Consider the following 25,224-nt stretch of genomic DNA (forward strand, 5'->3'; position numbering starts at 1 on the left):
CCCGGTAACCCGGGCCGGGCGGCCGCGTGCCTACTCCTGCGGCTTCTTCAGGGGCGCCGGGTCCGCCGGGTGCGGCGCCATCGGCAGCGTCGCGGCCAGCCGCTCCTCGCACAGCTCGGCGAGCTTGGCGTAGCCCTTCTTGCCCATCAGCTCGGTCAGCTCGGGCTTGTACGAGACGTAGACCGGCTCGCCCGCACCGTGCGCCGAGGTCGCGGAGGTGCACCACCAGTGCAGGTCATGGCCGCCGGGGCCCCAGCCGCGGCGGTCGTACTCGCCGATCGTCACCTGGAGGATCTGGGTGTCGTCCGGCCGGTCGATCCAGTCGTAGGTGCGCCGGACCGGCAGCTGCCAGCAGACGTCCGGCTTGGTCTCCAGGGGCTCGCGGCCCTCGCGCAGCGCGAGGAGGTGCAGCGAGCAGCCCGCGCCGGCCGGGAAGCCGGGGCGGTTCTGGAAGATGCAGGAGCCCTCCCAGCGGCGGGTCTGCCGTTCGCCGTCCTCGTCCTCCTCGACCCAGCCGGTCGTGGTGCCCACGTCGTGGTGCTGCCACACCTCGGGCGTGAGGCGTGCCACATGCTCGGCCACCCGCTTCTCGTCGTCCTCGTCCGAGAAGTGCGCGCCGAGCGTGCAGCAGCCGTCGTCCGCCCGGCCGGCCTGGATGCCCTGGCAGCCGCTGCCGAAGATGCAGGTCCAGCGGGACGTCAGCCAGGTCAGGTCGCAGCGGAAGAGCTGTTCGTCGTCGCCCGGGTCCGGGAACGTGACCCAGGCACGGGCGAAGTCGAGCCCGACCTCGTCGGCGGGGGCCCGCTGACCCTCGGCCGCCTGGGCGCGCCGCTTTTCTTCCTTCTTGAGCGCTTTTTCGTGCTTCGCCTTTTTCGTCTTTGCCACGACTCCAGCGTAAGGGGGAGCGACGGGTGCCGACCGCGCCGACAGGAGCGGCGGGTGCGGGCAGTAGGTTTCCCCGTATGAGACTCGGTGTCCTCGATGTGGGTTCGAATACCGTCCATCTGCTGGTGGTGGACGCACACCCGGGCGCGCGCCCGCTGCCCGCCTATTCGCACAAGGCGGAGCTGCGCCTTGCCGAACTCCTCGACGAGGGCGGCGCGATAAGCGATGGCGGGGTGGAGCGCCTGGTGGCCACCATCCACGAGGCGCTCCAGGTGGCCGAGGACAAGGGCGTCGAGAGCGTGCTGCCGTTCGCCACCTCGGCGATCCGGGAGGCCACCAACGGGGAGGACGTGCTGCGCCGGGTCGCCCTGGAGACCGATGCCCCGCTCCAGGTGCTCTCCGGTGAGGACGAGGCGCGGCTCACCTTCCTCGCCGCCCGCCGCTGGCTGGGCTGGTCGGCCGGCCGGCTGCTGGTGCTGGACATCGGCGGCGGCTCGCTGGAGATCGCCTACGGCCTCGACGAGGACCCGGACGTGGCGGTGTCACTGCCGCTGGGCGCCGGCCGGCTGACCGCGGGCGACCTGCCCGGCGACCCGCCGGAGGCCGAGGACGTCCGGACGCTGCGCCGCCGGGTCCGGGCCGAGATCGCCAAGGTGGTGAGCGACTTCAGCCGCTACGGCAACCCCGACCAGGTCGTCGGCACGTCCAAGACCTTCAAGCAGCTGGCCCGGATCGCGGGCGCCGCGCGCTCCGCCGAGGGCCTCTACGTCCAGCGTGAGCTGACCCGCAAGAAGCTGGAGGAGTGGGTGCCGCGGCTGGCCGGGATGACCGCGGAGGAGCGGGTGGCGCTGCCCGGCGTGTCCGAGGGGCGCTCGCGGCAGCTGCTCGCCGGGGCGCTGGTCGCCGAGGCGGCGATGGACCTGTTCGGGGTCGAGACGCTGGAGATCTGCCCGTGGGCGCTGCGCGAGGGCGTCATTCTGCGGCGGCTGGACCACCTGCCGTAGGGCGCCCGGCCGTCCGCCGCAGCGGGCCCGGCGCAGCACCGCTCCGCCGCGGCACGTCCCGGCGCGGGTGAGACTCGTCACGCCCCGTCCCGGCCGCGCCGCCTCGGTGGCGCCCGCCCCGGCCTCGCCGCCCAGGGGGGACGGGCCACCGGCGGCGGGCCGCGGCGGCCCGGACCTCCTGCCCCGCGCCCGGCCCCGGCCCGTACGCTGTCCCTCGTGACAGAGCCAGTGGTGCGCATCCCGGATGCGAAGGTCGCGCTGTCCACGGCCTCGGTGTATCCGGAGTCGACGGCGACGGCCTTCGAGATCGCCGCGCGCCTGGGCTACGACGGCGTCGAGGTCATGGTGTGGACCGATCCGGTCAGCCAGGACATCGAGGCGCTGCGCCGGCTCTCGGACTACCACGGCGTGCCGGTGCTGGCCGTCCACGCCCCGTGTCTGCTGATCACCCAGCGGGTCTGGTCCACCGACCCGTGGGTCAAGCTCCAGCGCGCCCGCAACGCCGCGGAGAAGCTGGGCGCCTCGACGGTGGTGGTGCACCCGCCGTTCCGCTGGCAGCGCAGCTATGCGCGGGAGTTCGTCCGCGGGGTGTGGCGGATGGCGCACGAGACGGACGTGAAGTTCGCCGTCGAGAACATGTACCCGTGGCGCTACCGGGACCGCGAGATGCTCGCCTACGCCCCCGACTGGGACCCCACCAACGACGACTACCGGCACTTCACCGTCGACCTCTCGCACACCGCCACCGCCCGCAACGACGCGCTGGCGATGGTGGAGCGGATGGGCGACCGCCTGGGGCATGTCCACCTCGCCGACGGCAACGGCTCCGCCAAGGACGAGCATCTGGTGCCGGGGCGCGGCAGCCAGCCCTGCGCCGAGGTCCTGGAGCGGCTGGCCGCCACCGGCTTCAGCGGGCATGTCGTCGTCGAGGTCAACACCCGCCGGGCGATGTCCGCCGCCGAACGCGAGGCCGACCTGGCCGAGGCGCTGGCCTTCACCCGGCTGCATCTCGCCTCACCGAGCCGGGTCCAGGGCTCGTGACCGCCGGCCGGGACGACGCGTCCCCGGGGCCCGGCACACCGCCCGCACCGGCCCGCCGCCGGGGCCGCCCGGCCCGCGCCGCCGCCGAGGCCGGTCCCGGCGCCCGGGAGCGCATCCTGGCCGCGGCCCGTGCGGAGTTCGCCGCGCGCGGCTACGACAAGACCTCGGTCCGTGGTATCGCCAAGGCCGCCGGGGTGGACGCGGCGCTGGTCCACCACTACTTCGGCACCAAGGAGCAGGTCTTCGCGGCGGCCATCGAGCTGACCTTCGCGCCCGCGCTGACCATGCCGGACGCGCTCGCGGGCGGTGGCGCGGACGTCGGCGAGCGGATGGCCCGCTTCATGTTCGGCGTCTGGGAGAACCCGGTCAGCCGCCCGCCGCTGCTGGCGATCATGCGCTCGGCGCTGACCAACGAGACCGCCGCGGCGGTGCTGCGCGGCCTCATCGAGCGCCGGATGCTCCAGCGGGTGGCGGGCGAACTGGACGTCCCCGACCCGGAGTTCCGGGTGCAGCTGGCCGCCGGGCACCTCATCGGCATCGCCATGCTGCGCTATGTGATCAAGATGGACCCGATCGCCTCCGCGGACCCGGAGGAGGTCATCGCCATGGTGGCGCCGACCCTCCAGCGGTATCTGACGCAGCCGTGACGGGGCGGCCCGGCCCGAACACCCGGCTCGCGACCGCCCGGCCCGGCCGCGAAACGCCTGCTCGTCGCCGCCCCTGTCCGCACTGCGGTCAGCTGTCTCACATGCCGGAGTCGGTGTCCGGATCTTGGATCAAGAGCGTAATCTCGGGTTCAGCTGCTCTATGACGCCACCGGGTAGGTGGCAGGTCCACCTACCTCGGCCGGCGGTCGTACGTCCGAACCGAGGGAGTGACCATCGTGCCCGATCTGAGGTCCCGCACCGTTACCCATGGCCGCAACATGGCGGGTGCCCGCGCCCTTATGCGGGCCTCGGGTGTAGCGAGCGAGGACATCGGCAAGCCGATCGTCGCGGTCGCCAACTCCTTCACCGAGTTCGTGCCCGGCCACACCCACCTCGCCCCCGTCGGCCGGATCGTCTCCGACGCCATCCGCGAGGCCGGCGCCGTGCCCCGCGAGTTCAACACCATCGCGGTCGACGACGGCATCGCCATGGGCCACGGCGGCATGCTGTACTCCCTCCCCTCCCGTGACCTGATCGCGGACTCGGTCGAGTACATGGTCGAGGCGCACTGCGCCGACGCGCTGATCTGCATCTCCAACTGCGACAAGATCACGCCCGGCATGCTGATGGCCGCGATGCGGCTCAACATCCCCGTCGTCTTCGTCTCCGGCGGCCCCATGGAAGCCGGCCAGGCCACCCTCGTCGACGGCACGGTCCGCAAGCTCGACCTGATCAACGCCATCGTCGACTCGGTCAACGACAGCGTCTCCGACGAGGACGTCCTCCGCATCGAGGAGAACGCCTGCCCGACCTGCGGCTCCTGTTCCGGCATGTTCACCGCCAACTCGATGAACTGCCTCACCGAGGCCATCGGTCTCTCACTGCCCGGCAACGGCTCGGTGCTCGCCACCCACACCGCCCGCAAGGCCCTCTACGAGAACGCCGGCCGCACGGTCGTGGAGATCACCAAGCGCTACTACGAGGACGGCGACGAGTCCGTCCTGCCGCGCAACATCGCCACCCACGCCGCCTTCGAGAACGCCATGGCGCTCGACATCGCCATGGGCGGCTCCACCAACACCATCCTCCACCTGCTCGCCGCCGCCCAGGAGGCCGAGCTGGACTACGACCTCAAGAACATCGACGAGGTCTCCCGCCGCGTCCCCTGCCTGGCCAAGGTCGCCCCGAACGTCGCCCCCGGCGGCACGTACTACATGGAGGACGTGCACCGCGCCGGCGGCATCCCCGCCATCCTCGGCGAGCTGCACCGCGGCGGCCTGCTCAACGAGGACGTGCACTCGGTCCACTCCGCCTCCCTCGTCGACCACCTCAAGACCTGGGACGTGCGCGGCGGTTCCCCCTCCGAGGAAGCCGTCGAGCTGTGGCACGCGGCCCCCGGCTGCAAGCGCTCCGCGACCGCCTTCTCCCAGTCCGAGCGCTGGGCCTCGCTGGACACCGACGCCGAGGGCGGCTGCATCCGCTCCGTCGAGCACGCCTACTCCGCGGACGGCGGCCTGGCGGTCCTCAAGGGCAACATCGCCGAGGACGGCTGCGTCGTGAAGACCGCCGGCGTCGACGAGTCCATCTGGACCTTCGAGGGCCCGGCGGTGGTCTGCGAGTCCCAGGAGGAAGCGGTCGACAAGATCCTCACCAAGCAGATCAAGGAAGGCGACGTCGTCGTCATCCGTTACGAGGGCCCCAAGGGCGGCCCCGGCATGCAGGAGATGCTCTACCCGACGTCCTTCCTCAAGGGCCGCGGCCTGGGCAAGGCTTGCGCCCTGGTCACCGACGGCCGCTTCTCCGGCGGCACGTCCGGCCTCTCCATCGGCCACGCCTCCCCCGAGGCGGCGGCCGGCGGCACCATCGCCCTCGTCGAGGACGGCGACCGCATCCGCATCGACATCCCCCACCGGACGATCGAACTCCTCGTCTCGGACCAGGACCTGGCGGCCCGCCGGGAAGCCCTCGGCGGCGTCTACGCCCCCAAGCAGCGCGAACGCAAGGTCTCGGCGGCGCTGCGCGCGTACGCCGCGATGGCGACGAGTGCGGACAAGGGCGCGGTGCGGGACGTGTCGCTCCTCGGCTGACACCCGAGGACGCACCTCGGTACCACCCGAACAGCAAGCACCCCGGACCCCGTTGGGTCCGGGGTGCTGCTGCATCCGCCGCCGGAATCCTTGCGTCCGAATACCTCTCAGGTCGTATGCCCCATCAGACCCCGAGCTCATTCCCACCGCCGATTACCGGCCGCTGGGGTGACGGAAACCCGCTGTCGCGCGCCCTAGCGTGGTGCACCTGATTCCCGGAATGCACCACGAGGAAAACCATGATCGAAGTATCGGGACTGTCCAAGCGTTACGGTGACAAGGCCGCCGTCGACGACCTCACGTTCACCGTTCAACCCGGTATGGTCACAGGTTTTCTCGGACCGAACGGTGCCGGAAAGTCCACCACACTGCGCATGATCGTCGGCCTGGACCGGCCGACCTCGGGCACCGCGACCGTCTGCGGCCGGCCGTATCACCAGCTCTCCACGCCGCTGCACACCGTCGGTGCGATGCTGGACGCCAAGGCGTTCCACACCGGCCGCACCGCGCGCAACCACCTGCGCGGGATCGCCGCCTCCCACCACATACCGGGTGCGCGGGTCGACGAGGTACTCGCCATGGTCGGCCTGACCTCCGCCGCCCGCAGGCGCGCCGGCGGCTTCTCCCTCGGCATGAGCCAGCGTCTGGGAATCGCGGCCGCACTGCTGGGAGACCCCCAGATCCTGATCCTCGACGAGCCGGTCAACGGACTGGACCCCGAAGGCATCCAGTGGGTGCGCCACTTCATGCGCTCCATGGCGGACAGCGGCCGCACGGTCCTGGTGTCGTCGCATCTGATGAGCGAGATGCAGGACACCGCGGACCACCTCATCGTGATCGGCCGCGGGCGGCTGGCGGCGGACAGCTCCATGTCGGCGTTCCTCGCCCGCAGTTCCCACAACGGCACCGTGGTCCGCAGCCCGCACGCGGCCCACCTCGTTCGTCTGCTGCGGTACGAGGGCGCCACGGTCGACGCCGCCCCCGGCAGGTCCGCACCGGACGCGCTGCTCGTACGGGGAATGGACGCGAAGCGGATCGGCGAGCTCGCCGGGCAGAACGGACTGTGGCTGCACGAGCTGGCGCCGCAGCGGGTCTCGCTGCAAGAGGCATTCATGGAACTGACCGCGGACGCCGTCGAATACCGGGTCACGCACAGCGGAGAGGCCGCGTAATGAGGGCGACGACAACGACAACGCCGGCGACAACGACAGACAACGGTGCGGCCGACCCCCGGAGCAACGGCACGGCCGCCCGAAAAGCGCGGTTCATCGATGCGGTCGCCTTCGAGTGGATCAAGGTCAGCACGGTCCGCTCCACCTGGTGGACGCTGTTCGCCGCCGCCTTCATCACCATCAGCATCGGTGCGTTCGCGGGCAACAGTGCGGAGGGGGAGGTGGATTCCGTCCTCCGGGAAATTTACGTCGGACTTCCCATCGGCCAGCTGGCGATCTGCCTCTTCGGCGCGCTGGCCGCCACCTCCGAGTACGGCACCGGCTCGATCCGCAGCACGTTCACCGCGGTACCGAAGCGGCCCCGGCTGCTGGCGGCCAAAGCCCTGGTGGTCTTCGCCGTCTCCCTGGTGACCGGGCTGCTGATCTCCTTCGCCACCTACACCGCCGGAACGCTGTCACTGGGCGCGGCGGTCGCCCCTCCCGAGCTGTCCGACGGGGACGTGCTGCGCGCCGTGCTCGGCGGAGGCTGCTACCTGGGCGTACTCGGAGTGTTCGCGCTGCTCGTGGGCCTGGTGCTGCGCGCCTCCGCAGGCGCGATCACCGCCTGCGTCGGTCTGACGTTCATCCTTCCCCTCATGTTCCACGCGCTCAGCTCCCTCGGCGATCTGCTGCTCAAGTGGTGGCCCACCGAGGCGGGCCAGCAGATCCTCCATGTGGTCCCCACCGAAACGCGTCTGACACCACTGGCGGGACTCGGCTGGTTCGCGCTCTGCACACTCGTCGCGCTGGCCCTGGTGACTTCCCGGGTCACCCGACGCGACGCGTGAAGAGCCTGCCGGAGGGCTGATCCTCGGCCCCTGGGCGTTGAGGAGGTACGGCAACGGCCCCCGTCGCGGGTGAGCGACGGGGGCCGGTCTCTTGCGGCGGGCTCAGGCGCCGGGCAGGGTTCCGCGCTTCACAGCGGTGACGAAGGATGCCCAGGCCGAGACCTCGAAGGTGAGGGCCGGGCCCTGGGGGTTCTTGCTGTCACGGACGGGGACGAGGGCGGGGAAGTCGTGGGAGACCTCGATGCACTCGCCGCCGTCCTGGTTGCTGTAGCTGGACTTGCGCCAGGTGGCGGCGGTCAGGAGGTCGTCGGAGACCTCGATACAGGCGCCGCCGTCCGGGTTGCTGTACGTGCTCTTGCGCCAGGTGATGTTGCTCAGGTTGATGGCTCGCACGGCACTTCCTCCAACATCCGCGTGACGAACTTCCGCGATTCGGCCGGGCTCAACGCCAGGTCACGCACCGCATCGTACGCGCGTTGCAGACGCTCAACGGAACTTGTTTCCTCGATGAGTTCGCCACGGTGGGCGTTCTCCGTGTAGGCCACTGTGCGGCCGTCCGGCAGCCGCAGAAACATCACATCGGTACTGACCAAGCCATGCGGTGCAGAGCCCTGTGGAAGCACCTGAAGAATGATGTTCCGACGCTCAGCCGCTTGCGCCAGGTGCTCTAGCTGCTTTCGCCATTGCTCGGCGTCATCCAGAGGTGTGCGCAACACAGCCTCGGACAGGATGGTGCGAAAAGGTGGCGCGTCTTCAACTGCCAGCAACTTCCGGCGCCCTGCGCGCGCTTCGACCTGCCGTGTCAGCTCTTCGCCCTTGATACCACCCGCTGTGAGCAACACATGTGCGTAACCGGGCGTCTGGAGCAGTCCATGAATGGTGCTGACCCCGTAATGCCACAGGCTCAACGCTTCCGCTTCCAACGCCATGTAGCGGCGGTACCGCTCCCGGAACTGCGTAGGATCACCGGCCGCCAACTCCCACAACGTCAGCAGCAACCGCTGCGTGCCGTAGTACTGGTCCAGTGCCTCGGCGACCTCGGGGCCGCCGATCGTCTGGCCGCTCTCCATCTTGCCGAACAGCGACCAGTCCCACCCCAACGCGTCGCCGAGTTGCCGGAGGCTGTCGCCCTTCTGGGCGCGTAGTAATCGCAGCTCTTCTGCGTAGCGCTGGCGGGGCTCCTGACTGCGACCGGTTACCGCTCGCCTCGGGGGCATGGCGACCTCCTCCGTGGAAGGTGTGGAACTAACGGTGCGTGGCGGCGAAATACAGCCGACATGGCGTATTCACGCCCTTTTCCGGTCCATTCTCGTAAGGGCCGGAACACGCACAGTAGTGGCGCTCCGGGGTCTCACGCAGGGAAACGGCAGACAGGAGCGGGCACTTATGGCGAGGGAACGAGGGGCGGGGATCGACGGGATGGCCGAGGCCGAGGCGGCCTGTGACGAGCTGGCCGCCGTGCTGCGGCGGAGCGGCATCGTGCTGCCGTCGCTGAGCGTCGACCCGGTGACGTACGGCTATGAACAGAGCCGCGTTCTGGTCGAGTTGGGGCGCTGCAACGTGGAGACGACGCGTCGGCTCATCGCGGTGCTGAAGAAGGCCGCCTCGTGAGCGGGCGCGCCCCGTACGTCTCGCCGGCGTGCCATGTCGGCAGGCATACGGCGTGTGACAAGGGTGTCGCCGCGGCCGTCGCCGTGCCCGGGGTGCGGCGCGAGGTCTGTGCCTGCCGCTGTCATACGGGCGGCGGCGGGCCCACGCCTCACCAGCCCGCCGGGTCCTTCGTCGCCGCCGAGAAGACCGTGCCGTCGGGGGCCGCCGCGTAGATCCGGCCGCGGCGGCCGTCCGTACGGGGCGCGGGAAGCGCTTCCACGAAACCGTTGTGCCGGCCGTTCATCCGTGGCGGGGTCTGTCCCAGCAGCTCGCCCGACCGGGCGTCGACCGCGAGGAGCCGGCCGTCCGCCGCCGTGAAGAAGAGCCGGCCGCCGCTCACCACCGGTGCCGAGCCGCGGCTGACCGAGGTCTCGGTGTCCCAGGTCCGCCGGCCGACGGCTTGCAGGGCGCCGCCCTCGGCCAGCAGGTACACCGAATCGCCGGCCACCACGGCGGACGCACTCTCCAGCGGAGCGGTCAGCTTGAGGCGGCGGCTGTGCCCGGTGGCCGGGTCGTAGCGGACGACGGCGGTGGTGCGGTACGTGAGCGTCGGGTCGGTGACGGTCAGGTAGAGCGCCCCGGACGCACCGGAACCGGCCACGGTCAGCGTCCCGGGCAGCCGTCGCGTCCAGCGGACCCGGCCGCCGGCCGGGTCGATGGCGGTGACCTGGGTGGCCTTCCCGTCGGGGGTGGGCTCGGCCGCGTACGCGGTGCGCGGCTCGCCGAACGACGCGAAGAGCGGCAGCTGATGCCCCGGGAACCGTTTCTGCCAGCGCTGCCGGTGGGTGGTGCTGTCCAGCGCGGTGACCGTACCGTCGGCGGCGGTCAGCAGGATGCGGTCGCCGATGACCTTGGCCCCGCCCTCGTAACCGGAGACGTCCTTGGACCAGCGGGTGGCGCCGCGGCCGCCCGGCGACGGGTCGAGGGCCAGCAGCCGGCTGCCGTCGTGGGAGAAGACGTACAGCAGCCCGCCGGAGAGCACCGGTGCGGTGCGGGACACGGCCTCCTTCGCCGCCTGCTTGCCCGTGGCGGTGGAGTCCTTGCTGCGCCACGCCACGCGGCCGGAGTCCGGGTCGAGCCGGGCGGCCAGTACGCCGGGCTGACCGCAGAAGACGGCGCCGGAACCGGTGGTGCAGTGCGGGAGTTCGGCGTCGTGGCCCTTGGGGCGCTCGACGAGGGTGGTGTGCCACGGGCGGAAGCCGGCCCCGCCGTCGCGCGACGGGTGGGTCTGAAGGGCCGGGTCCCGGCCGGGGCCGCCGGACAGCGCCTGGACGCCCGCGTACGTGCCGGCTCCGGTGACGACGAGGGCGACGGCGGCCCAGAGGGGCCAGCGACGGGCGCGGAGGCGGGAGCGGGAGTGCGAGCCGGTTTCGGTGTCGGGGCGGGAGCCGGTGGGGGCGGAGCGGCGGGATGTGGCGGGGGTGGCGGGGCGGCCCGGGGCTTCGTGGAAGTCGGCGGGGAGGCCGAGGGCGGCGGGGAGTTCGGGGCCGTCGGCGGATCCGGTGGCGTCGGTGAGTCCGGAGGCGTCGGTGAGTCCGGGGCCGTCGGGGTGCGCGACGGGCGCGGGGGCGCGGACATGCGTGGTCTCGGCGCGGGGCGGGGTGGCCTCGGCCCGTACGGGCAGGGGCGGTTCCGGCCGGTACGGGCCCGGCTGCCGCTGCTCCGGTATCCGCGGTGCCGACACCGTGCCGTCGGGGCCCGCGCCGGCGGGCATCGCGGCGCCGGGCGGCACGGCGTCGTGGGCCGCCTCATCCGCCACAGCCTCACCCGCCGCCACGGCACTGCCCGGCCGCAGCCCACCGTCCGGCACCAGGCCACTGCCCGGCACCAGGTCACCGCCCGGCCGCAGCCCACCGATCGGCGCCTCCGCCGGCGCATCCGTCCGCAGCAGCTTCATCAGCGCGTCCGGAGTGGGCCGGTCCGCCGGATCCTTCGCCAGGCAGCTCTCGACCAGCGGCACCAACTCCGGGGGCACACCCGCCAGATCGGCCTCGTCGTGCACCACCTGATACGCGACGAGATACGGGCTCTCCGAGTCGAACGGGCCACGCCCCGTGGCGGCATGTACCAGTACCGACCCCAGCGCGAACACGTCCGCCGCCGGGCCCACCTCACGCGGCCGCTGGAACTGCTCGGGCGCCATGAACGGCGGGGTGCCGATCAACTTGCCGGTCTCGGTACGCATTTCACTGTCCGAGGGCCGCGAGATCCCGAAGTCGATGACTTTTGGGCCATCTGTGGCCAGCAGCACATTTCCGGGCTTCAGATCGCGGTGCACCACCCCGGCGCGATGGATGTCGCGCAGCGCCTCGGCGAGCCCCGACGCCAGCCGCCGCACCTCGTCGACCGCCAGCGGCCCATTCCGCTTCACGTGATCGGAGAGCGTCGGGCCGGGGATGTGGAGGGTCGCCATCCAGGGCCGTTCAGCATCCGGATCGGCGTCCACGACAGGCGCCGTGAAGGCCCCGCTGACCCGCCGCGCGGCCGCCACCTCCTGCCGGAACCGCCCCCGGAACTCCGGGTCCTGGGCGAATTCGGCATGGATGACCTTCACCGCGAGCAACAGCCCGGAGGACGAGCGCGCCAGATGAACCACGCCCATACCGCCGGAGCCGAGCCGCGCCTCCAGGCGGTATTGGCCGGCGTATTCCGGATGCTCCGCTTCCGATCCGATGCCGGAATCGCGCAGCGATGGCATGGTTCCACCCCCGTGTCATTACCCGTGCCATTCGGTCGCAAGTGCGACGCGCGGAGCCTAGTCGATGGCGCGTACGAGATGAATGAGGCTTGCTAGCGTGCGCGTTGCGGAACCGCGCCGAGCGGCTTCACGGGGGGGCTCCACGAGCCACTCCACGCGGCCTCTCGGCCGGCCTCACCACCATCACCGACACCATCAACGGGGGAACACGAAATGACCACACAGGACCATCAGGGCGCCGCGGAAGCGGCTGACGGCCAGGCCCTCGCCGCCGCGGCGGGCGGTCTCGTCTATCCCATCGCGCCCGGCTATCGCGTCAAGGTCCGCCAGGGTCCCGGCACCGACGCCCCGGTCGTCCGCCGGCTCGCCGAGGGTGCCCGGATCAAGATCCGCTGCCAGACGCACGGCGAGAAGGTCAGCGGCCCGTACGGCACCTCGGACATCTGGGACAACATCGCGCCCGGCGAGTACATCTCCGACACGTACGTCCGGACCGGCAGCAGCGGCATGGTCGCGCCGGCCTGCATGAACTGAGGCCCGGCGCCTGCGCCCCGGCGGCGTGGTGCCTACGCGCCCCGGCGGCACGGTGCCTACGCGCCCCGGCGGCGTGGTGCCTACGGGTCGCCGGGTGACCGGGCCCGGCGGGGATAATCGCTGCCATGAGCGATGAGCAGCGGCCCCCGGCGAGCCCGGAGCCCGGCGGCGCCGCGTCCGGCGGCCCTGAGCGCCCGGGGCCCGAGCGCCAGGGTCCCGAGCCGGAGGCGATCCGGTTCTTCGGCACCACCTGGCTCCACCACGACGGTGGCTACGGCCTGCGCCGGGCCGGCGTCGCGGTGGGCTCGCTCGCGCTCGCCGCGGCCGGCGCGGTCGTCCTGCGGTTCGCGTTCCAGGGCCTGGAGATCGCCGACGTCGGGCCGTTCGTCGGCATCCTCGTCGTCGCCGGCTTCGCGATCTGTAGCGCTCTGGCCTTCCGCCGCACCTGGGACGGCTTCGTACGACGCCCCGACCCGGCCGCCGAGAGCGCGGCCGACAGGTCCGCGCAGAGCCTGATGTTCATCGGTTTCATCGGCTCACTGCTCGCCTACTTCTGCCGAAGCCTCGTCGAGGCGCCCGGGGAGAAGCGGTGCCGCGCCGAGTACGCGGCGGCCCGCGAACGCCATGAGCGGCGCCGCAGCAGCCGTACCGGGAATCCCGCGGCGAGGAAGTCCAGGCCGAAGAAGCGGCGGTGACGTTGTTTGGCTGCGGGTTTGTTGTGGCTGGGCGCGCAGTTCCCCGCGCCCCTGTTGGGGTGGCCGTGCCGTTGTTCGGTGCGGCTGCGTATGGGCTGGCGCCGTTGCGGGGTGCGGTGGGTGCCGCGGGGGTCGGAGGGGACGCACCGGGACCCGTCCTCGGCGCGGGCGACGCGGCTACGAGCGTTTGGTTGCCCCGGTGTTTGCTCCGGTCCTGCGGGCGGGCCCCGGTACATCCCCTCCGACCGTCCCCCGTTGCCGTCTGCCGGCCGGTGGCACCGCGCCTTACGGCCCGGCTCGGCCCGCGTACGGCCCTAGGGGGACCAGGTGCCTGCCAAGGGGTGCCGCCGTATTGCCGTAACGGTGATCGGTACGGCGGGTCAGTCGCGTACGGACGGTGGTCGGAGGGGATGCCCGGTGCCCCGCCCGCAGGACCGGAGCAAACACCGGGGTGCCTTACCTCTGGGAGCAGGGCCGCCCGCGCCGAGGACGGGGTACCGGGCGTCCCCTCCGACCCGCCAGCCACAAACAGAAGGCGCACGACGCCCAGCCACCGGCAAACCCCATCAGGCAAGATGACCGCATGCCACAAAGCCCGCAGCGGGATCAACTATCCCCCACCGCAACGCCGTTGACGCCAGGCGAGGCGCCGCAGCACGCCGCCCTCGCCCGGTCCTTCGACGCGGTGGCCGCTCAGTACGCCGCTGCCCGCCCCGGCTACCCACCGGCGCTCTTCGACGCGATCGAGGAGCTGGCCGGCCGGCCCCTGTCGGGGGCGCGGGTGCTGGACGTAGGGGCAGGCACCGGTATCGCGACCGGGCTGCTGGCCGACCGCGGCGCGCGCGTCACCGCCGTGGAGCCGGGCGCCGCCATGGCCGCCGAGCTGCGCGCCGCGCACCCCGCCGTCCCCCTCGTCCGCGCCCTCGGCGACGCGCTGCCGTTCCGCGATGACGCGGGCTTCGACCTCGTCGGCTACGCGCAAGCCTGGCACTGGACCGATCCGGCCCGTTCCGTCCCAGAGGCGCTGAGAGTGCTGCGCCCCGGCGGTGCGCTTGCCCTGTGGTGGAACGTCCCGGACCCGGACATCGACTGGGCCGCCGAACAGGAGGCGAGGATCGCCCGCCGCCTTCCGGGCTACCACGCGCACGGCGTCGCGCCGGAGGCCCCCGACCTGATCCGTGACCTCGGCCTCGGCCTGCACCCCGTCTCCCGGGTCCTGCACTGGACCCGGCGGGTCCCTGTCGACACCCACCTCGCGATGCTGGGCAGCCGCTCGTACTTCTCCGCCATCGGCCCGGCCGCCGCAGCGCCCGTCCTCGCATCCGAGCGGGCGGCCCTGCGGGAGGTCTTCCCGGACGGCATCGTGGAGGAGGCTTACGCGCTCGACCTCACTGTCACACTCCGGCCGTCCGTATCGTCCTAAGGGCGCCGGGCCGACGCGGCCAGGCGCCGTCCGCGTGACGCAGGGCCATGACGGCGGGAACGCACCTCAAAGGAACGGACGATGACGGAGCAGGAGCAGGAGCAGGCGACAAGGACCGAGCCGGGGCCGGGGCCGGAGACGGGAACTGCCGCGGGGGCGCCCGGACCGGCGGCGGCCACCCCCGCCGCCGACCGCCTCGCGCAGTTCGAGGAGCAGCGCGGCCGGCTGTGGGCCATCGCCTACCGGATCATGGGCACGGTCACCGACGCCGACGACGCCGTCCAAGAGGCATGGCTGCGCTGGCAGTCGCTGCCCGGCGAGCAGGCCGTGGCCAGCCCGCGCGGCTATCTCACCACCGTCGTCAGCCGCATCTGTTACGACCTGCTGGGCTCGGCCCGCGCCCGCCGCGAGACCTATGTCGGGCCCTGGCTCCCGGAGCCGCTGCTGCACGGCGTCGGCGGTCAACTGCCCCTGGGCGGCGCGGTGCCCGAGAGCCCCGGCGGCCCGGAGGACCGGGTGACGCTCGACGAGTCCGTGGGGATGGCGCTGCTGACCGTATTGGAACGGCTCACCCCGGCCGAGCGCACCGCCTTCATCCTCCACGACGTCTTCGCGGTCCCGTTCCCGGAGATCGCCGAGGCGGTCGGCCGCACCCCGGAATCCGTACGGCAGCTGGCCTCCCGCGCCCGCAGGAGGGTACGGGCCGAGGCGCCGCGCCGTACCGTCGACCGGGCGGAGCACCGCCGTACCGTCGAGGCATTCCTCTCCGCCGTTATGGGCGGCGATTTCGAGGCGCTGTTGTCCGTCCTCGACCCCGAGGTGGTCTGGCGTACGGACGGCGGCGGCAAGGTGTCCGCCGCGCGCCGGCCGGTGCTGGGCCGCGAGAAGGTGGCCCGCTTCGTGCAGGGCCTGGTCACGCGCGGTGCCGAGCGGGAGGGGCTGCGGGTCGCGCCGGCGGAGGTCAACGGCGCCACCGGGCTGGTCCTCGTCGATCCGGCGGGCGAGCAGTCCGGGGTGTTCGCCTTCACCGTGCACGACGGGCGGATCACGGAGGTGGACGCCGTCCTCAACCCCGACAAGCTCGGCCACCTGGACCTCGACCGGCTGTGATCGGCCGGCCGCGGTCGTCCCGCCCGCTGTCCCGGTCCCGGGCGGCTCCCGGGGCGGCGCCCGACGGGCGGCCGCCCCACCGCAGGACCCGATGTCACACTCCACCGCCCCACGTCGTCCCCCTCACGGCGCCGCCCTCCACCACGGCGCCCCGGACCGACCTCAGGAGGCAGCATGAAGAGCGTCACGAAGCGAGCGGACTCCCGGGGCCGCACGGCACATGGCCGCCGGGCCCGGGGGAGGGTCGTCGTCCTCGGCGGCGGCTACGCGGGCACGATGGCCGCGCTCCGGCTCGCCCCGTACGCACAGGTGACGCTGGTCGACCCCAGTGACCGGTTCACCGAACGCGTGCGCCTCCACGAACTGGCCGCCGGCCGCCCCGAGGTGAGCCACCCTCGGGCGCGGATGCTGCACCGCACCGGCATCGAGCATCTCGCCGCCCGTGCCACCTCCCTCGATCCGGACGCTCGCGCCGTGCACACCGACAGTGGCCGCACCCTCCTCTACGACCGGCTCGTCTACGCCATGGGCAGCCACACCGATCCGCGCGGTATCGGGGAGCGGGCCTTCACCGCGGAGAGCGCCGCCGCTCTGCACAAGCGGCTGCTGGACGGGCCGGGTGCGCTGACCGTGGTCGGCGGCGGCCTGACCGGCATCGAGATGGCCGCCGAGATCGCCGAGTCGCACCCGGAGTGGCGGGTCCGGCTGGTCACCGGCGGCGAGGTCGGCGGCGGTCTGTCGGTGCGCGGCCGGGCCCATGTCCGTACGGTGCTCGACCGGCTGGGCGTCCGTGTCGAGGAGGGCCACGAGGTCGCCGACGGGGACGCCGTCGATGCGGATGCCGTGGTGTGGGCGGGGGCGTTGCGGGCCACCAGCGGGCTCGCCCATGACGCGGGCCTGGTCACCGACCCGGTCACCGGCCGGCTGCGGGTCGACGCGACGCTCCGCTCGGTCAGCCACCCCGACATCTACGCCGCGGGCGATGCGGCCGCGGCCCGTACGCCCCGCGCCGGCGCCCTGCGGATGGCCTGCGCCACCGCGCTGCCCACGGGGTCGCACGTCGCGGGCGCGATCGCCGCCGAACTGCGCGGCGCCGAGCCCCGCCCGCTGTCGTACGGCTTCTTCGTGCAGTGCGTGAGCCTGGGGCGGCACGACGCCCTGATCCAGTCGGTACGGGGCGACGACACCCCGCGCGAACGCGTACTGACGGGCCGCCCGGCCGCCCGGGTCAAGGAACAGGTGGTCCGCAACGCCGTCCGCGTCCTGCACCTGGCGGCCCGCCGGCCGGGCGTCATCCCGCTGATCCCGGGCATCGGCTGAGGCCCGCCCCGGGCCGGCCGGCCCCGGGCCCGAGGTCCCGCCAACGGGTGGATACGGGCCCGGCGCAGCCCTCCTGGCCTCAGTCGTCCAGCTTCGGCTTCCCCTTCTCGTACAGCCACTTCTCGAACAGCGGCTCCAGGTCCACGTCCGTGCGCTCCTGGCAGAAGTCGATGAAGTCCTGGGCGTCGGCGTTGCGGTAGCGGTACTTGGCGGGCCACTCGCGCAGGATCGCGAAGAAGGTCTTGTCGCCGACGGCGTTCCGCAGCTCTTGGAGGAGCATCGCGCCGCGCTCGTAGACGGGGGTGCCGGTCACATTCTTCGCCTGGCCCGGTTTGCCCGGCGGGAAGGCCCAGCGGTCGGGGTCCTTGGTGTCCTTGTAGAGCGCGTCGAACTGCTCCTGTGGGGTCTTGCCGCCCTCGCGCTCCACCCACAGCCACTCGGCGTAGGTCGCGAAGCTCTCGTTGAGCCAGGTGTCCGCCCAGGTCTTCGGCGTCACCGAGTCGCCGAACCACTGGTGGGCCATCTCGTGCACCACGGTCACGGTGTCCGGCGCGCCCGCGTAGACCGGCTTGGTCTGGGACTCCAGGGCGAGCCAGTCGATCCGCTTCGGGGTGTTGTCGACGATCGCGCCCGAGGAGGCGAAGGGGTACGGGCCGAAGAGCTTGCTCTCCCACTTCACGATCTCCGGGAGCTTCGCCAGCGGGCCTTTGCCGGCCTTGGCCTCCGCCGGGTCCACCGCCACATACAGCGGCAGCCCCTCGGGCGTACGGGAGGTGTGGACCTCGAAGCGGCCGATGGTGGCCGTCGCGAGATAGCTGGCCATCGGCCGGCCGCTGTGCCAGCGGAAGGTGGTGCGGCCCTTGGCGGTCCGCTCGGACCGCAACTCCCCGTTGGCGACGGCGGTGTAGCCCTTCGGCACGGTGATCGTGAAGTCGTAGGTGGCCTTGTCCGCGGGGTGGTTGTTGCCCGGGAACCACGTCATGGAACCGGCGGGCTCACCGGAGACGAACGCCCCGTCGCGGGTCTTGACCCAGCCCTCCGTCGAGTGGTCGGGGTCCTTCATCTCCTCCGGCGTGCCCTCATAGGCGACGCGCGTCCGGAACTCCGCGCCCTTCCTGAGGCCCTCGGGCGGCCGGACGGTCAGCTTGTGCCCCTTACGGGAGAACTCCGCGTCCTCGCCGTCGACCTGTACGTCCGTCACCCGCAGGCCCTGGAGGTCGAGCTGGAAGGACCGCAGGTCCGTCTTGGCCTCGGCGGTGAGGTCGGCGGTCGCGTCCAGATGCCGCTTCTTGATGTCGTAGTCGAGGTCGAGCCCGTAATGGCGCACCTGGTAGCCGCCGTTGCCGAGCGACGGGAAGAGGGGGTCGCCCACTCCGCCGCTGCCCGCCGCCCCCCGTACACCACCGGTGCACGAGGAGAGCAGCAGGGCGACGGAGAGGGCGGCGGTCGCACCGCAACTGCGAAGGGGCCGGCGGTTCACAGCACTCCCGGGGTCGGCGGACATCAGCGTCCCGACCCTACGGTCATTTCCGCCTACGCACCGGCCCATTACCGCGCGGCCGTCTTACGCGGTCGTCCTACGCAGCCGTCTTACGGGGGTCGTCCTACGCGACCGTCCTACGGGGCGACGGACGGAGCCTCCTTCCGGGCGGTGCCGTCCGGGCCGCGGCGCTGTTCCTCCCAGGCACCGAGCGCGGCCGCGCAGGCATGGTCGAGATGCCGCAGCCCGGTCAGATCCAGCTCGACCTCCCGGTCCTTGGGCAGCGCCTCCAACTGGTCGAGCAACTTGGGCAGTCGGAGGAAGGTGGCATTGCCGAGGGCCCGTACGCGGACCGGGCGCCGCGGCCCCGCACCGGCCGGCGCCCCGTCGCACGTCGCCGGCTCGTCCAGCCCGACGATCTCCAGGTGGACGTGCGAGGTCTCCCACGCCGACTTGGCGACCGCCAGCAGCAGCCCCAGCAGCACCCCCTCGAACATGTTGGTGGCCACGATCGCCACCGCCGTCGCGGCGAGCACCACGGCCTCACCCCGGTGCTCCCGCCACAGCGGACGCCACTGCTTCACCGGGATCAACTTGCTGCCCGCATGCACCAGTACGCCCGCCAGCGCCGCGAGCGGCACCACGCCCAGCGCCACCGGGAAGGCCGCCGCGAAGACCAGCAGCCACACCCCGTGCAGCACCCGGGAGGCTTTCGTCCGCGCCCCGGCGAACACATTGGCGGAGCTGCGGACGATCACCGCGGTCATCGGCAGCGCGCCGAGCAGCCCGCAGACGGTGTTGCCCGCGCCCTGCGCCATCAGCTCCTTGTCGTAGTCGGTCTTCGGGCCGTCGTGCAGCCGGTCCACGGCGGCCGCGCTGAACAGCGACTCCGCCGATGCGATCAGGGCGAACGCCAGCACCGTGCCCAGCGCACCGGCCAGTGCCCCCGCCTCCGTCAGCCGCGCGAAGTCCGCACCGCCCGGTGGCTGTACGACTTCCAGCAGGCCCGCCACCTCGACCCGGGCCACCGGCAGATCCAGCACGAACACCACGACCGTGGCCAGGGCCACCGCCACCAGCGGCGCCGGCAGCACCCGCGCCGCCCGCCGCCACTTCGGCCACAGCACCAGCAGCACGATGGTGCCCGCGCCGACCGCCAGCGCCGACAGCGCCGTACCGGATCCGGCGGTGGCCGCCGCGAGGTCCGGCAGCCCGGCCAGGTTCGCCGGCCCGTTGCCCGGCGCACGGGCGTCCACCAGGGCGTACAACTGCCCGGCGATCAGCACCAGTCCGATGCCCGCGAGCATGCCCTGGACGACGGCCACGGAGATGGCCCGGAACCAGCGCCCCAGCCGGAGCGCGCCCATGGCCAGCTGGAGCACCCCGGCGAGGAGTACGAGCGCACCGAGCGCCCGGAGGCCGTACTCCTGCACGGCCTCGTAAACCAGCACGGTCAGCCCGGCGGCCGGACCGCTGACCTGGAGACTGCTGCCCGGCAGTAAGCCGGTGAGCAGCCCGCCGACGATTCCGGTGACCAGCCCCAGCTCGGCCGGTACCCCGGAGGCGACGGCCACCCCGACACACAGCGGGACGGCGACGAGAAAGACGACCAGCGAGGCGGTGAAGTCGGCGCGCCAGACCGACAGCGTGTGCCGTGACGGTATGGAGGGCCGGGACGGGCGTTGTCGGGCAATACGGAACCTACGCATGGGGATGCCTCCAGCGAGTGCGAGATGCGGTGGCGCACGGGTACGCACGGATACGCACGAGCGGACGCGGGGCGGTACGAGCAGCCGGCCGGCGACCACCGCAACGGGGCTCTGCGGTCGCCTGCTGCCGCGCACTGCCCGCGCGGTGCGCGCCATGGGGAAATGACGGCTGGATCCGTCGGATGCGCGGGCCGGGGGAGGCCCTTGGGGGCAGCTCTCAGCGCTCAGCAGCGGAACACGGCGTGCTGGACCGGTAGTTCACCGGAACTCGACACGGGTACGGCCTGCCGGCCGGTCAGCGGCGCGGTCAGCCGCAGCGCGCCCCCGGTCCGGGCCGGTGCGGCGGTCGAGACGGTGGTGAGCGGGGGCGCCGGTGCGGACACCGCGGCCGTGGACCGTCCGTCGCGGCGCGGCGGGCAGCGGTCGCTGCCGGATTCGGGGTTCTCGGAGGAGTCGGATGCCCAGGGGGTGGGGCCGGCGGGACCGGTACGGCCGGCGCCGCTCGTGACCGGCGCGGCCGTCGCGCGTTCCCCGTACACGCCCTCCGCACCCAGGGGCAAGGCCAGCAGGACGGCCATGACGATCAACAGGAGCCGGCCGAGGCCGCGGACCCGGATCTTCGCCATCGTCGCCCCTTCCGGCGCGCCTGGACAGGTCATCCCATTGTGTCCAAGCGGACACGCAGGACCGCAAGTCGGTTTGTAACCACCCTGTAAACGCGGAGTTATCGACCAAGAACGGCTGGTTTCTTTCACTACGGCGCCCGCCGGTGCGCGGAGATCCTCACCACGCGCCGCTTCCGCACCACACCTGGCCAGATCACCACCCCAATGGCCCAACCCGCCCTGCCGTTCCCGCGCCTCGGCCCCCTCCTCGCGCCTCGGTCGCGGCTCCACGCCTGGGTCGTGTCCCCGCGCCTCGGTCCCGTCCGTCTCGGTCCCGTCCCCGTCCTTGACGCCCCACCCCGCCCGGCGCATTATTCATCACATGATGAATTATGGCGTCGACCCCGCCGTCCACGCCCGGGATCTCACCGTCGTCCGAGGCGGCCGCACCGTCCTCGACGCCCTCGCCTTCGACGTGCCCCGCGGCCAGGTCACCGGCCTGCTCGGCCCCTCCGGCTGCGGCAAATCCACCCTCCTGCGGGCCCTCGTCGGCACCCAGGCCCACGTCACCGGCACCCTCGACGTCCTCGGCCGGCCCGCGGGCGACCCCCGGCTGCGCCCCCGCATCGGCTACGTCACCCAGGACCCGTCCATCTACGACGACCTCACCGTCCGCCAGAACCTCGACTACTTCGCCGCCGTCCTGCACCCCGGCCGGTCCGCCCGCGGCCTGCGCCAGGAGCGCGTCACCCGCGCCATCGAGGACGTCGACCTCACCGGCCACGCCGACGCCCTCGCCGGCACCCTCTCTGGCGGCCAGCGCAGCCGGGTCTCCCTCGCGGCGGCCCTGCTCGGCACCCCGGAACTCCTCGTCCTCGACGAGCCCACCGTCGGCCTGGACCCCGTCCTCCGCCGCGACCTGTGGAACCTCTTCCACACCCTCGCCGGCGAACGCGGCACCACCCTCCTCATCTCCTCGCACGTCATGGACGAGGCCGAGCGCTGCCACCGGCTGCTCCTGATGCGCGAGGGCCGCCTGCTCGCGGGCGGCACCTCCCCCACGGAGTTCGGGGGAGACACCCCCGCCGCCCTCCGCGACCGCACCGGCGCCGCCACAGTCGAGGCCGCCTTCCTCCACCTGGTCGACGAGGCCGCGGCGGCCGACCGCCCACCGGAACCGGCCCGCCCCAACAGCCCCCAGGAGCCGGCACGATGACCACCGCACCCCACACCCCAGGCGCACCGCACCCCGCCCCCGCGCCCTTCTCCCCGTCCCGCGCCCTGGCCACCGCCGCCCGGGTCCTGCGCCAGCTGCGCCACGACCCGCGCACCATCGCGCTGATGCTCGTCGTCCCGTGCGTGATGATCGCCCTGCTGCGCTACGTCTTCGATGACCGGCCGGAGACGTTCGACAGCATCGGCGCCTCCCTCCTCGGCATCTTCCCGATGATCACGATGTTCCTGGTGACCTCCATCGCCACCCTCCGCGAACGCACCTCGGGCACCCTGGAACGCCTGCTCGCCATGCCCCTCGGCAAGGCCGAGCTCATCAGCGGCTACGCCCTCGCCTTCGGCCTGCTCGCCATCGTGCAGTCCGCCCTCGCCACCGGCCTGTCCCTCTGGGCCCTCGGCCTCGACGTCACCGGCTCCCCCTGGCTGCTCCTCCTGGTGGCCGTCCTCGACGCCCTCCTCGGCACCGCCCTCGGCCTGTTCGTCTCGGCCTTCGCCGCCTCCGAATTCCAGGCCGTCCAGTTCATGCCCGCCGTCCTGATGCCCCAGCTGCTGCTCTGCGGCCTGTTCACCCCGCGCGCCACCATGCATCCGGCCCTGGAGGCGCTCTCCGACGTCCTGCCGATGTCCTACGCCGTCGACGGAATGAACGAGGTCCTCCAGCACCCCGACATCACCGGCGACTTCATCCGCGACGCGGTCATCGTCACCGGCTGCGCCCTGCTCGTCCTCACCCTCGGCGCCGCCACCCTCCGCCGCCGCACGGCGTGACCCGTATACCGCCGCGGCGGGGCAGCCGACCCCCGAGCGGAACCCCCGCGGTGCGAGGATGGCCGCAAACGCCCAGCGCAGCGGAAAGGTGAACCCGCACGATGACCCAGAAGGTCGCAGTACTCGGCACCGGAAAAATCGGCGAAGCCCTGCTCAGCGGAATGATCCGGGGCGGCTGGGCGCCCTCCGACCTGCTGGTCACCGCCCGCCGCCCGGAACGCGCCGCACAGCTCCAGGAGCGCTACGGCGTCGAAGCGGTCAGCAACGCCGAGGCCGCCAAGTCCGCCGACACCCTCATCCTCACCGTCAAACCCCAGGACATGGGCACCCTGCTGCGGGAGCTGGCCCCGCACGTCCCCGCCGACCGCCTGGTCATCAGCGGCGCCGCCGGCATCCCCACCTCCTACTTCGAGGACCGCCTGGCCACCGGCACCCCCGTCGTCCGGGTCATGACGAACACCCCCGCCCTCGTCGACGAGGCGATGTCCGTCATCTCCGCCGGCACCCACGCCACCGGCACCCACCTCACCCGCGCCGAGGAGATCTTCTCCGGCGTCGGCAAGACCCTCCGCGTCCCGGAGTCCCAGCAGGACGCCTGCACCGCGCTCTCCGGCTCCGGCCCCGCCTACTTCTACTTCCTCGTCGAGGCCATGACCGACGCCGGCATCCTCCTCGGCCTGCCCCGCGACAAGGCCCACGACCTCATCGTCCAGGCCGCCATCGGCGCCGCCGTGATGCTCCGCGACAGCGGCGAACACCCCGTCAAGCTCCGCGAGAACGTCACCTCCCCGGCCGGCACCACCATCAACGCCATCCGCGAACTGGAGAACCACGGCGTACGCGCCGCCCTCATCGCCGCCCTGGAGGCCGCCCGCGACCGCAGCCGCGAACTGGCCTCCGGCAGCGGCTGACCCACGACCGCCCCGGGGCGCGGCGCCCACCGCGCCCCCGGCAGGTCCGGCACCTCACCCCGCGGGCAGCAACCCCACGGCCTCGAACGCCGCATCCACCCGCGGCCTGGCGAGGGCCCGCGCCCGCTCCGCCCCGCGCCGCAGCACGCCGTCCACGGACGACGGATCGGCGGCCAGCTCCGCATGCCGCTCCCGCACCGGCCGCAACGTCTCCACCACGGCCTCCGCCACATCCTTCTTCAGCGCGCCGTACGAGTCGTACTCCCCGGCCAGCCGCCCCGGATCACCCCCGGTGCACGCCGCCAGCACATTCAGCAGATTCGCCACCCCCGGCCGCTGCTCCGGGTCATAGGCGACATCCGGCTCCGCATCCGTCACCGCCCGCAGCACCTTCTTGCGCACCACCTCCGGCTCATCCAGCAAAGAGATGACCCCCGCCGTCCGGGCATGCGACTTCCCCATCTTCGACGTCGGCTCCTGGAGATCCATCACCCGCGCCGCCACCACCGGAAGCGTCGCTTTCGGCACCACGAACGTCGCCCCGTAGCGCTGGTTGAACCGCACCGCCAGATCCCGCGTCAGCTCCACATGCTGCGCCTGGTCCTCCCCGACCGGCACCTCATGCGTCCCGTACGCCAGGATGTCCGCCGCCATCAGCGCCGGATACGTCAGCAACGACAGCCGCACACTCCCCCCGCGCGCCTGCTGCGCCGCGGCCTTCTCCTTGTACTGGATCATGCGCCGCATCTCCCCGTCGGAGGCCGTGCACTCCATCAGATACGACAGCCGCAGATGCTCCTCCACATGGCTCTGCACGAACACCGTGCACAGCTCCGGATCCAGCCCCGAGGCCAGCAACAGCGTCGCCGCCTGCCGACTGAGCCGCCGCACCCGCGCCGGATCGTGCTCCACGGTCAGCGCATGCAGATCCACCACACAGAACAGCGCCTCCGCCCGGTGCTGGTCCTCCGCCGCCCACCGCCGCACCGCCCCGAGGTAGTTCCCCAGCGTCAGATGCCCCGTCGGCTGCACCCCACTGAAGATCCGCGTCCGCCCGCTCGCGGTCATCGCCATCGCCATCTCGTCCGTCCTTCTCTCCGCACTGCCCAAGGAGTGCGCGTCGGGACCGCCGACCTCACCGGCCGGCTACGAGAGGAGATACGCAAACGGCCGCCGAAGCGGCGGCCGTGGTCATGCATGCGCTGTGGTCGGCCGCCGTCAGGCGAGCCACCACTGCTGTACGTGCGCATGCGTAGTCATGCCCCTCAAAGTACTCCCCACGACCCGCCCTCGTGCGGGTTTGAACAACCCCAACCCCTCGTGTAGTGTCCTCCGAGTTGCCACGGAGCCGACAGGCCCGGAGCAGCCATCCCGCCGCTTCGCGGCACACCACTACTGCACGGCCCCTCACGGGAACGATTTCGC

23 protein-coding genes are annotated in these 25,224 nt (G+C 72.4%); 15 read left to right on the forward strand and 8 right to left on the reverse strand.

All coding sequences use genetic code 11. The annotated features are described in order from the left end of the window. Positions 1-30: 30 nt before the first annotated feature. A complete protein-coding gene (locus tag ACFWJW_RS34890; protein ID WP_387248781.1) occupies positions 31-885 on the reverse strand; it encodes a hypothetical protein in 855 nt (284 codons plus the stop codon). Between the two features lie 77 nt (positions 886-962). On the opposite strand from ACFWJW_RS34890, the gene ACFWJW_RS34895 reads away from it, so the two are divergent. From ACFWJW_RS34895 to ACFWJW_RS34920, 6 genes are all read left to right on the forward strand, one after another. Next, a complete protein-coding gene (locus ACFWJW_RS34895) occupies positions 963-1,889 on the forward strand; it encodes a Ppx/GppA family phosphatase (protein ID WP_387248783.1) in 927 nt (308 codons plus the stop codon). A gap of 216 nt (positions 1,890-2,105) precedes the next feature. After that, positions 2,106-2,930: a sugar phosphate isomerase/epimerase family protein gene (locus ACFWJW_RS34900; protein WP_387248785.1), complete on the forward strand. Its 825-nt coding sequence runs from the start codon at positions 2,106-2,108 to the stop codon at positions 2,928-2,930. After that, positions 2,927-3,577 (forward strand): TetR family transcriptional regulator, encoded by a 651-nt coding sequence (locus ACFWJW_RS34905; protein WP_387248787.1) that lies wholly within the window; start codon positions 2,927-2,929, stop codon positions 3,575-3,577. Before ACFWJW_RS34900 ends, ACFWJW_RS34905 begins: the two co-directional genes overlap by 4 nt. A 236-nt stretch (positions 3,578-3,813) precedes the next feature. Next, positions 3,814-5,664 carry a dihydroxy-acid dehydratase gene (gene ilvD / locus ACFWJW_RS34910; RefSeq protein WP_387248789.1) on the forward strand — a complete coding sequence of 617 codons (1,851 nt, stop codon included), beginning with the start codon at positions 3,814-3,816 and terminating at the stop codon, positions 5,662-5,664. 239 nt (positions 5,665-5,903) lie between these two features. Next, positions 5,904-6,836 (forward strand): ABC transporter ATP-binding protein, encoded by a 933-nt coding sequence (locus ACFWJW_RS34915; RefSeq protein WP_387248791.1) that lies wholly within the window; start codon positions 5,904-5,906, stop codon positions 6,834-6,836. Then, entirely contained in the window at positions 6,836-7,663 is an 828-nt protein-coding gene (locus tag ACFWJW_RS34920; protein WP_387248793.1) for a hypothetical protein, read from the forward strand. Before ACFWJW_RS34915 ends, ACFWJW_RS34920 begins: the two co-directional genes overlap by 1 nt. Positions 7,664-7,765: 102 nt before the next feature. On the opposite strand, the gene ACFWJW_RS34925 is transcribed toward ACFWJW_RS34920, so the two are convergent. Both ACFWJW_RS34925 and ACFWJW_RS34930 read right to left on the reverse strand, forming a co-directional pair. Then, entirely contained in the window at positions 7,766-8,056 is a 291-nt protein-coding gene (locus tag ACFWJW_RS34925) for a DUF397 domain-containing protein (RefSeq protein ID WP_387248795.1), read from the reverse strand. Next, a complete protein-coding gene (locus ACFWJW_RS34930) occupies positions 8,038-8,880 on the reverse strand; it encodes a helix-turn-helix domain-containing protein (RefSeq protein WP_387248797.1) in 843 nt (280 codons plus the stop codon). Before ACFWJW_RS34930 ends, ACFWJW_RS34925 begins: the two co-directional genes overlap by 19 nt. A gap of 169 nt (positions 8,881-9,049) precedes the next feature. Here ACFWJW_RS34930 and ACFWJW_RS34935 point away from each other — a divergent pair, with 169 nt between their 5' ends. Continuing rightward, positions 9,050-9,274: a hypothetical protein gene (locus ACFWJW_RS34935; protein ID WP_387248799.1), complete on the forward strand. Its 225-nt coding sequence runs from the start codon at positions 9,050-9,052 to the stop codon at positions 9,272-9,274. A gap of 148 nt (positions 9,275-9,422) precedes the next feature. On the opposite strand, the gene ACFWJW_RS34940 is transcribed toward ACFWJW_RS34935, so the two are convergent. Beyond that, entirely contained in the window at positions 9,423-12,011 is a 2,589-nt protein-coding gene (locus ACFWJW_RS34940) for a PQQ-binding-like beta-propeller repeat protein (RefSeq protein WP_387248801.1), read from the reverse strand. A 213-nt stretch (positions 12,012-12,224) separates the two neighbouring features. On the opposite strand from ACFWJW_RS34940, the gene ACFWJW_RS34945 reads away from it, so the two are divergent. The 5 genes from ACFWJW_RS34945 (at position 12,225) to ACFWJW_RS34965 (ending at position 17,093) form a co-directional block, all read left to right on the forward strand. Continuing rightward, entirely contained in the window at positions 12,225-12,545 is a 321-nt protein-coding gene (locus tag ACFWJW_RS34945; RefSeq protein ID WP_387248803.1) for a peptidase, read from the forward strand. 125 nt (positions 12,546-12,670) lie between these two features. After that, positions 12,671-13,240: a hypothetical protein gene (locus tag ACFWJW_RS34950; RefSeq protein WP_387248804.1), complete on the forward strand. Its 570-nt coding sequence runs from the start codon at positions 12,671-12,673 to the stop codon at positions 13,238-13,240. A gap of 583 nt (positions 13,241-13,823) precedes the next feature. After that, entirely contained in the window at positions 13,824-14,663 is an 840-nt protein-coding gene (locus ACFWJW_RS34955) for a class I SAM-dependent methyltransferase (RefSeq protein ID WP_387248806.1), read from the forward strand. A gap of 81 nt (positions 14,664-14,744) precedes the next feature. Beyond that, positions 14,745-15,773: an RNA polymerase sigma factor SigJ gene (sigJ, locus tag ACFWJW_RS34960; RefSeq protein ID WP_387248808.1), complete on the forward strand. Its 1,029-nt coding sequence runs from the start codon at positions 14,745-14,747 to the stop codon at positions 15,771-15,773. Positions 15,774-15,947: 174 nt separating this feature from the next. After that, positions 15,948-17,093: an NAD(P)/FAD-dependent oxidoreductase gene (locus ACFWJW_RS34965; protein WP_387248810.1), complete on the forward strand. Its 1,146-nt coding sequence runs from the start codon at positions 15,948-15,950 to the stop codon at positions 17,091-17,093. Between the two features lie 79 nt (positions 17,094-17,172). Here the strand turns inward: ACFWJW_RS34965 and ACFWJW_RS34970 are convergent, their stop codons facing one another. From ACFWJW_RS34970 to ACFWJW_RS34980, 3 genes are all read right to left on the reverse strand, one after another. Continuing rightward, positions 17,173-18,597 (reverse strand): M1 family metallopeptidase, encoded by a 1,425-nt coding sequence (locus ACFWJW_RS34970; protein ID WP_387248812.1) that lies wholly within the window; start codon positions 18,595-18,597, stop codon positions 17,173-17,175. Between the two features lie 113 nt (positions 18,598-18,710). Next, positions 18,711-20,282, reverse strand: coding sequence for a SulP family inorganic anion transporter (locus tag ACFWJW_RS34975; RefSeq protein ID WP_387248814.1), 1,572 nt, complete (start codon positions 20,280-20,282; stop codon positions 18,711-18,713). Between the two features lie 224 nt (positions 20,283-20,506). Beyond that, positions 20,507-20,908 (reverse strand): hypothetical protein, encoded by a 402-nt coding sequence (locus tag ACFWJW_RS34980; protein ID WP_387248816.1) that lies wholly within the window; start codon positions 20,906-20,908, stop codon positions 20,507-20,509. A gap of 361 nt (positions 20,909-21,269) precedes the next feature. Between ACFWJW_RS34980 and ACFWJW_RS34985 the strand changes: the two genes are divergently transcribed. From ACFWJW_RS34985 to proC, 3 genes are all read left to right on the forward strand, one after another. Continuing rightward, positions 21,270-22,103: an ABC transporter ATP-binding protein gene (locus tag ACFWJW_RS34985; protein ID WP_387248818.1), complete on the forward strand. Its 834-nt coding sequence runs from the start codon at positions 21,270-21,272 to the stop codon at positions 22,101-22,103. Next, a complete protein-coding gene (locus ACFWJW_RS34990) occupies positions 22,100-22,888 on the forward strand; it encodes an ABC transporter permease (RefSeq protein ID WP_387248820.1) in 789 nt (262 codons plus the stop codon). Before ACFWJW_RS34985 ends, ACFWJW_RS34990 begins: the two co-directional genes overlap by 4 nt. A 101-nt stretch (positions 22,889-22,989) precedes the next feature. Then, positions 22,990-23,799, forward strand: a complete 810-nt coding sequence (gene proC / locus ACFWJW_RS34995; protein WP_387248822.1) for a pyrroline-5-carboxylate reductase — start codon at positions 22,990-22,992, stop codon at positions 23,797-23,799. A gap of 54 nt (positions 23,800-23,853) precedes the next feature. Here the strand turns inward: proC and trpS are convergent, their stop codons facing one another. Then, positions 23,854-24,879: a tryptophan--tRNA ligase gene (gene trpS / locus ACFWJW_RS35000; protein ID WP_387248824.1), complete on the reverse strand. Its 1,026-nt coding sequence runs from the start codon at positions 24,877-24,879 to the stop codon at positions 23,854-23,856. Positions 24,880-25,224: the final 345 nt, after the last annotated feature.

It is taken from the genome of Streptomyces sp. NPDC127097 (genome assembly GCF_042724075.1).
In the GTDB taxonomy this organism is placed as follows: domain Bacteria; phylum Actinomycetota; class Actinomycetes; order Streptomycetales; family Streptomycetaceae; genus Streptomyces.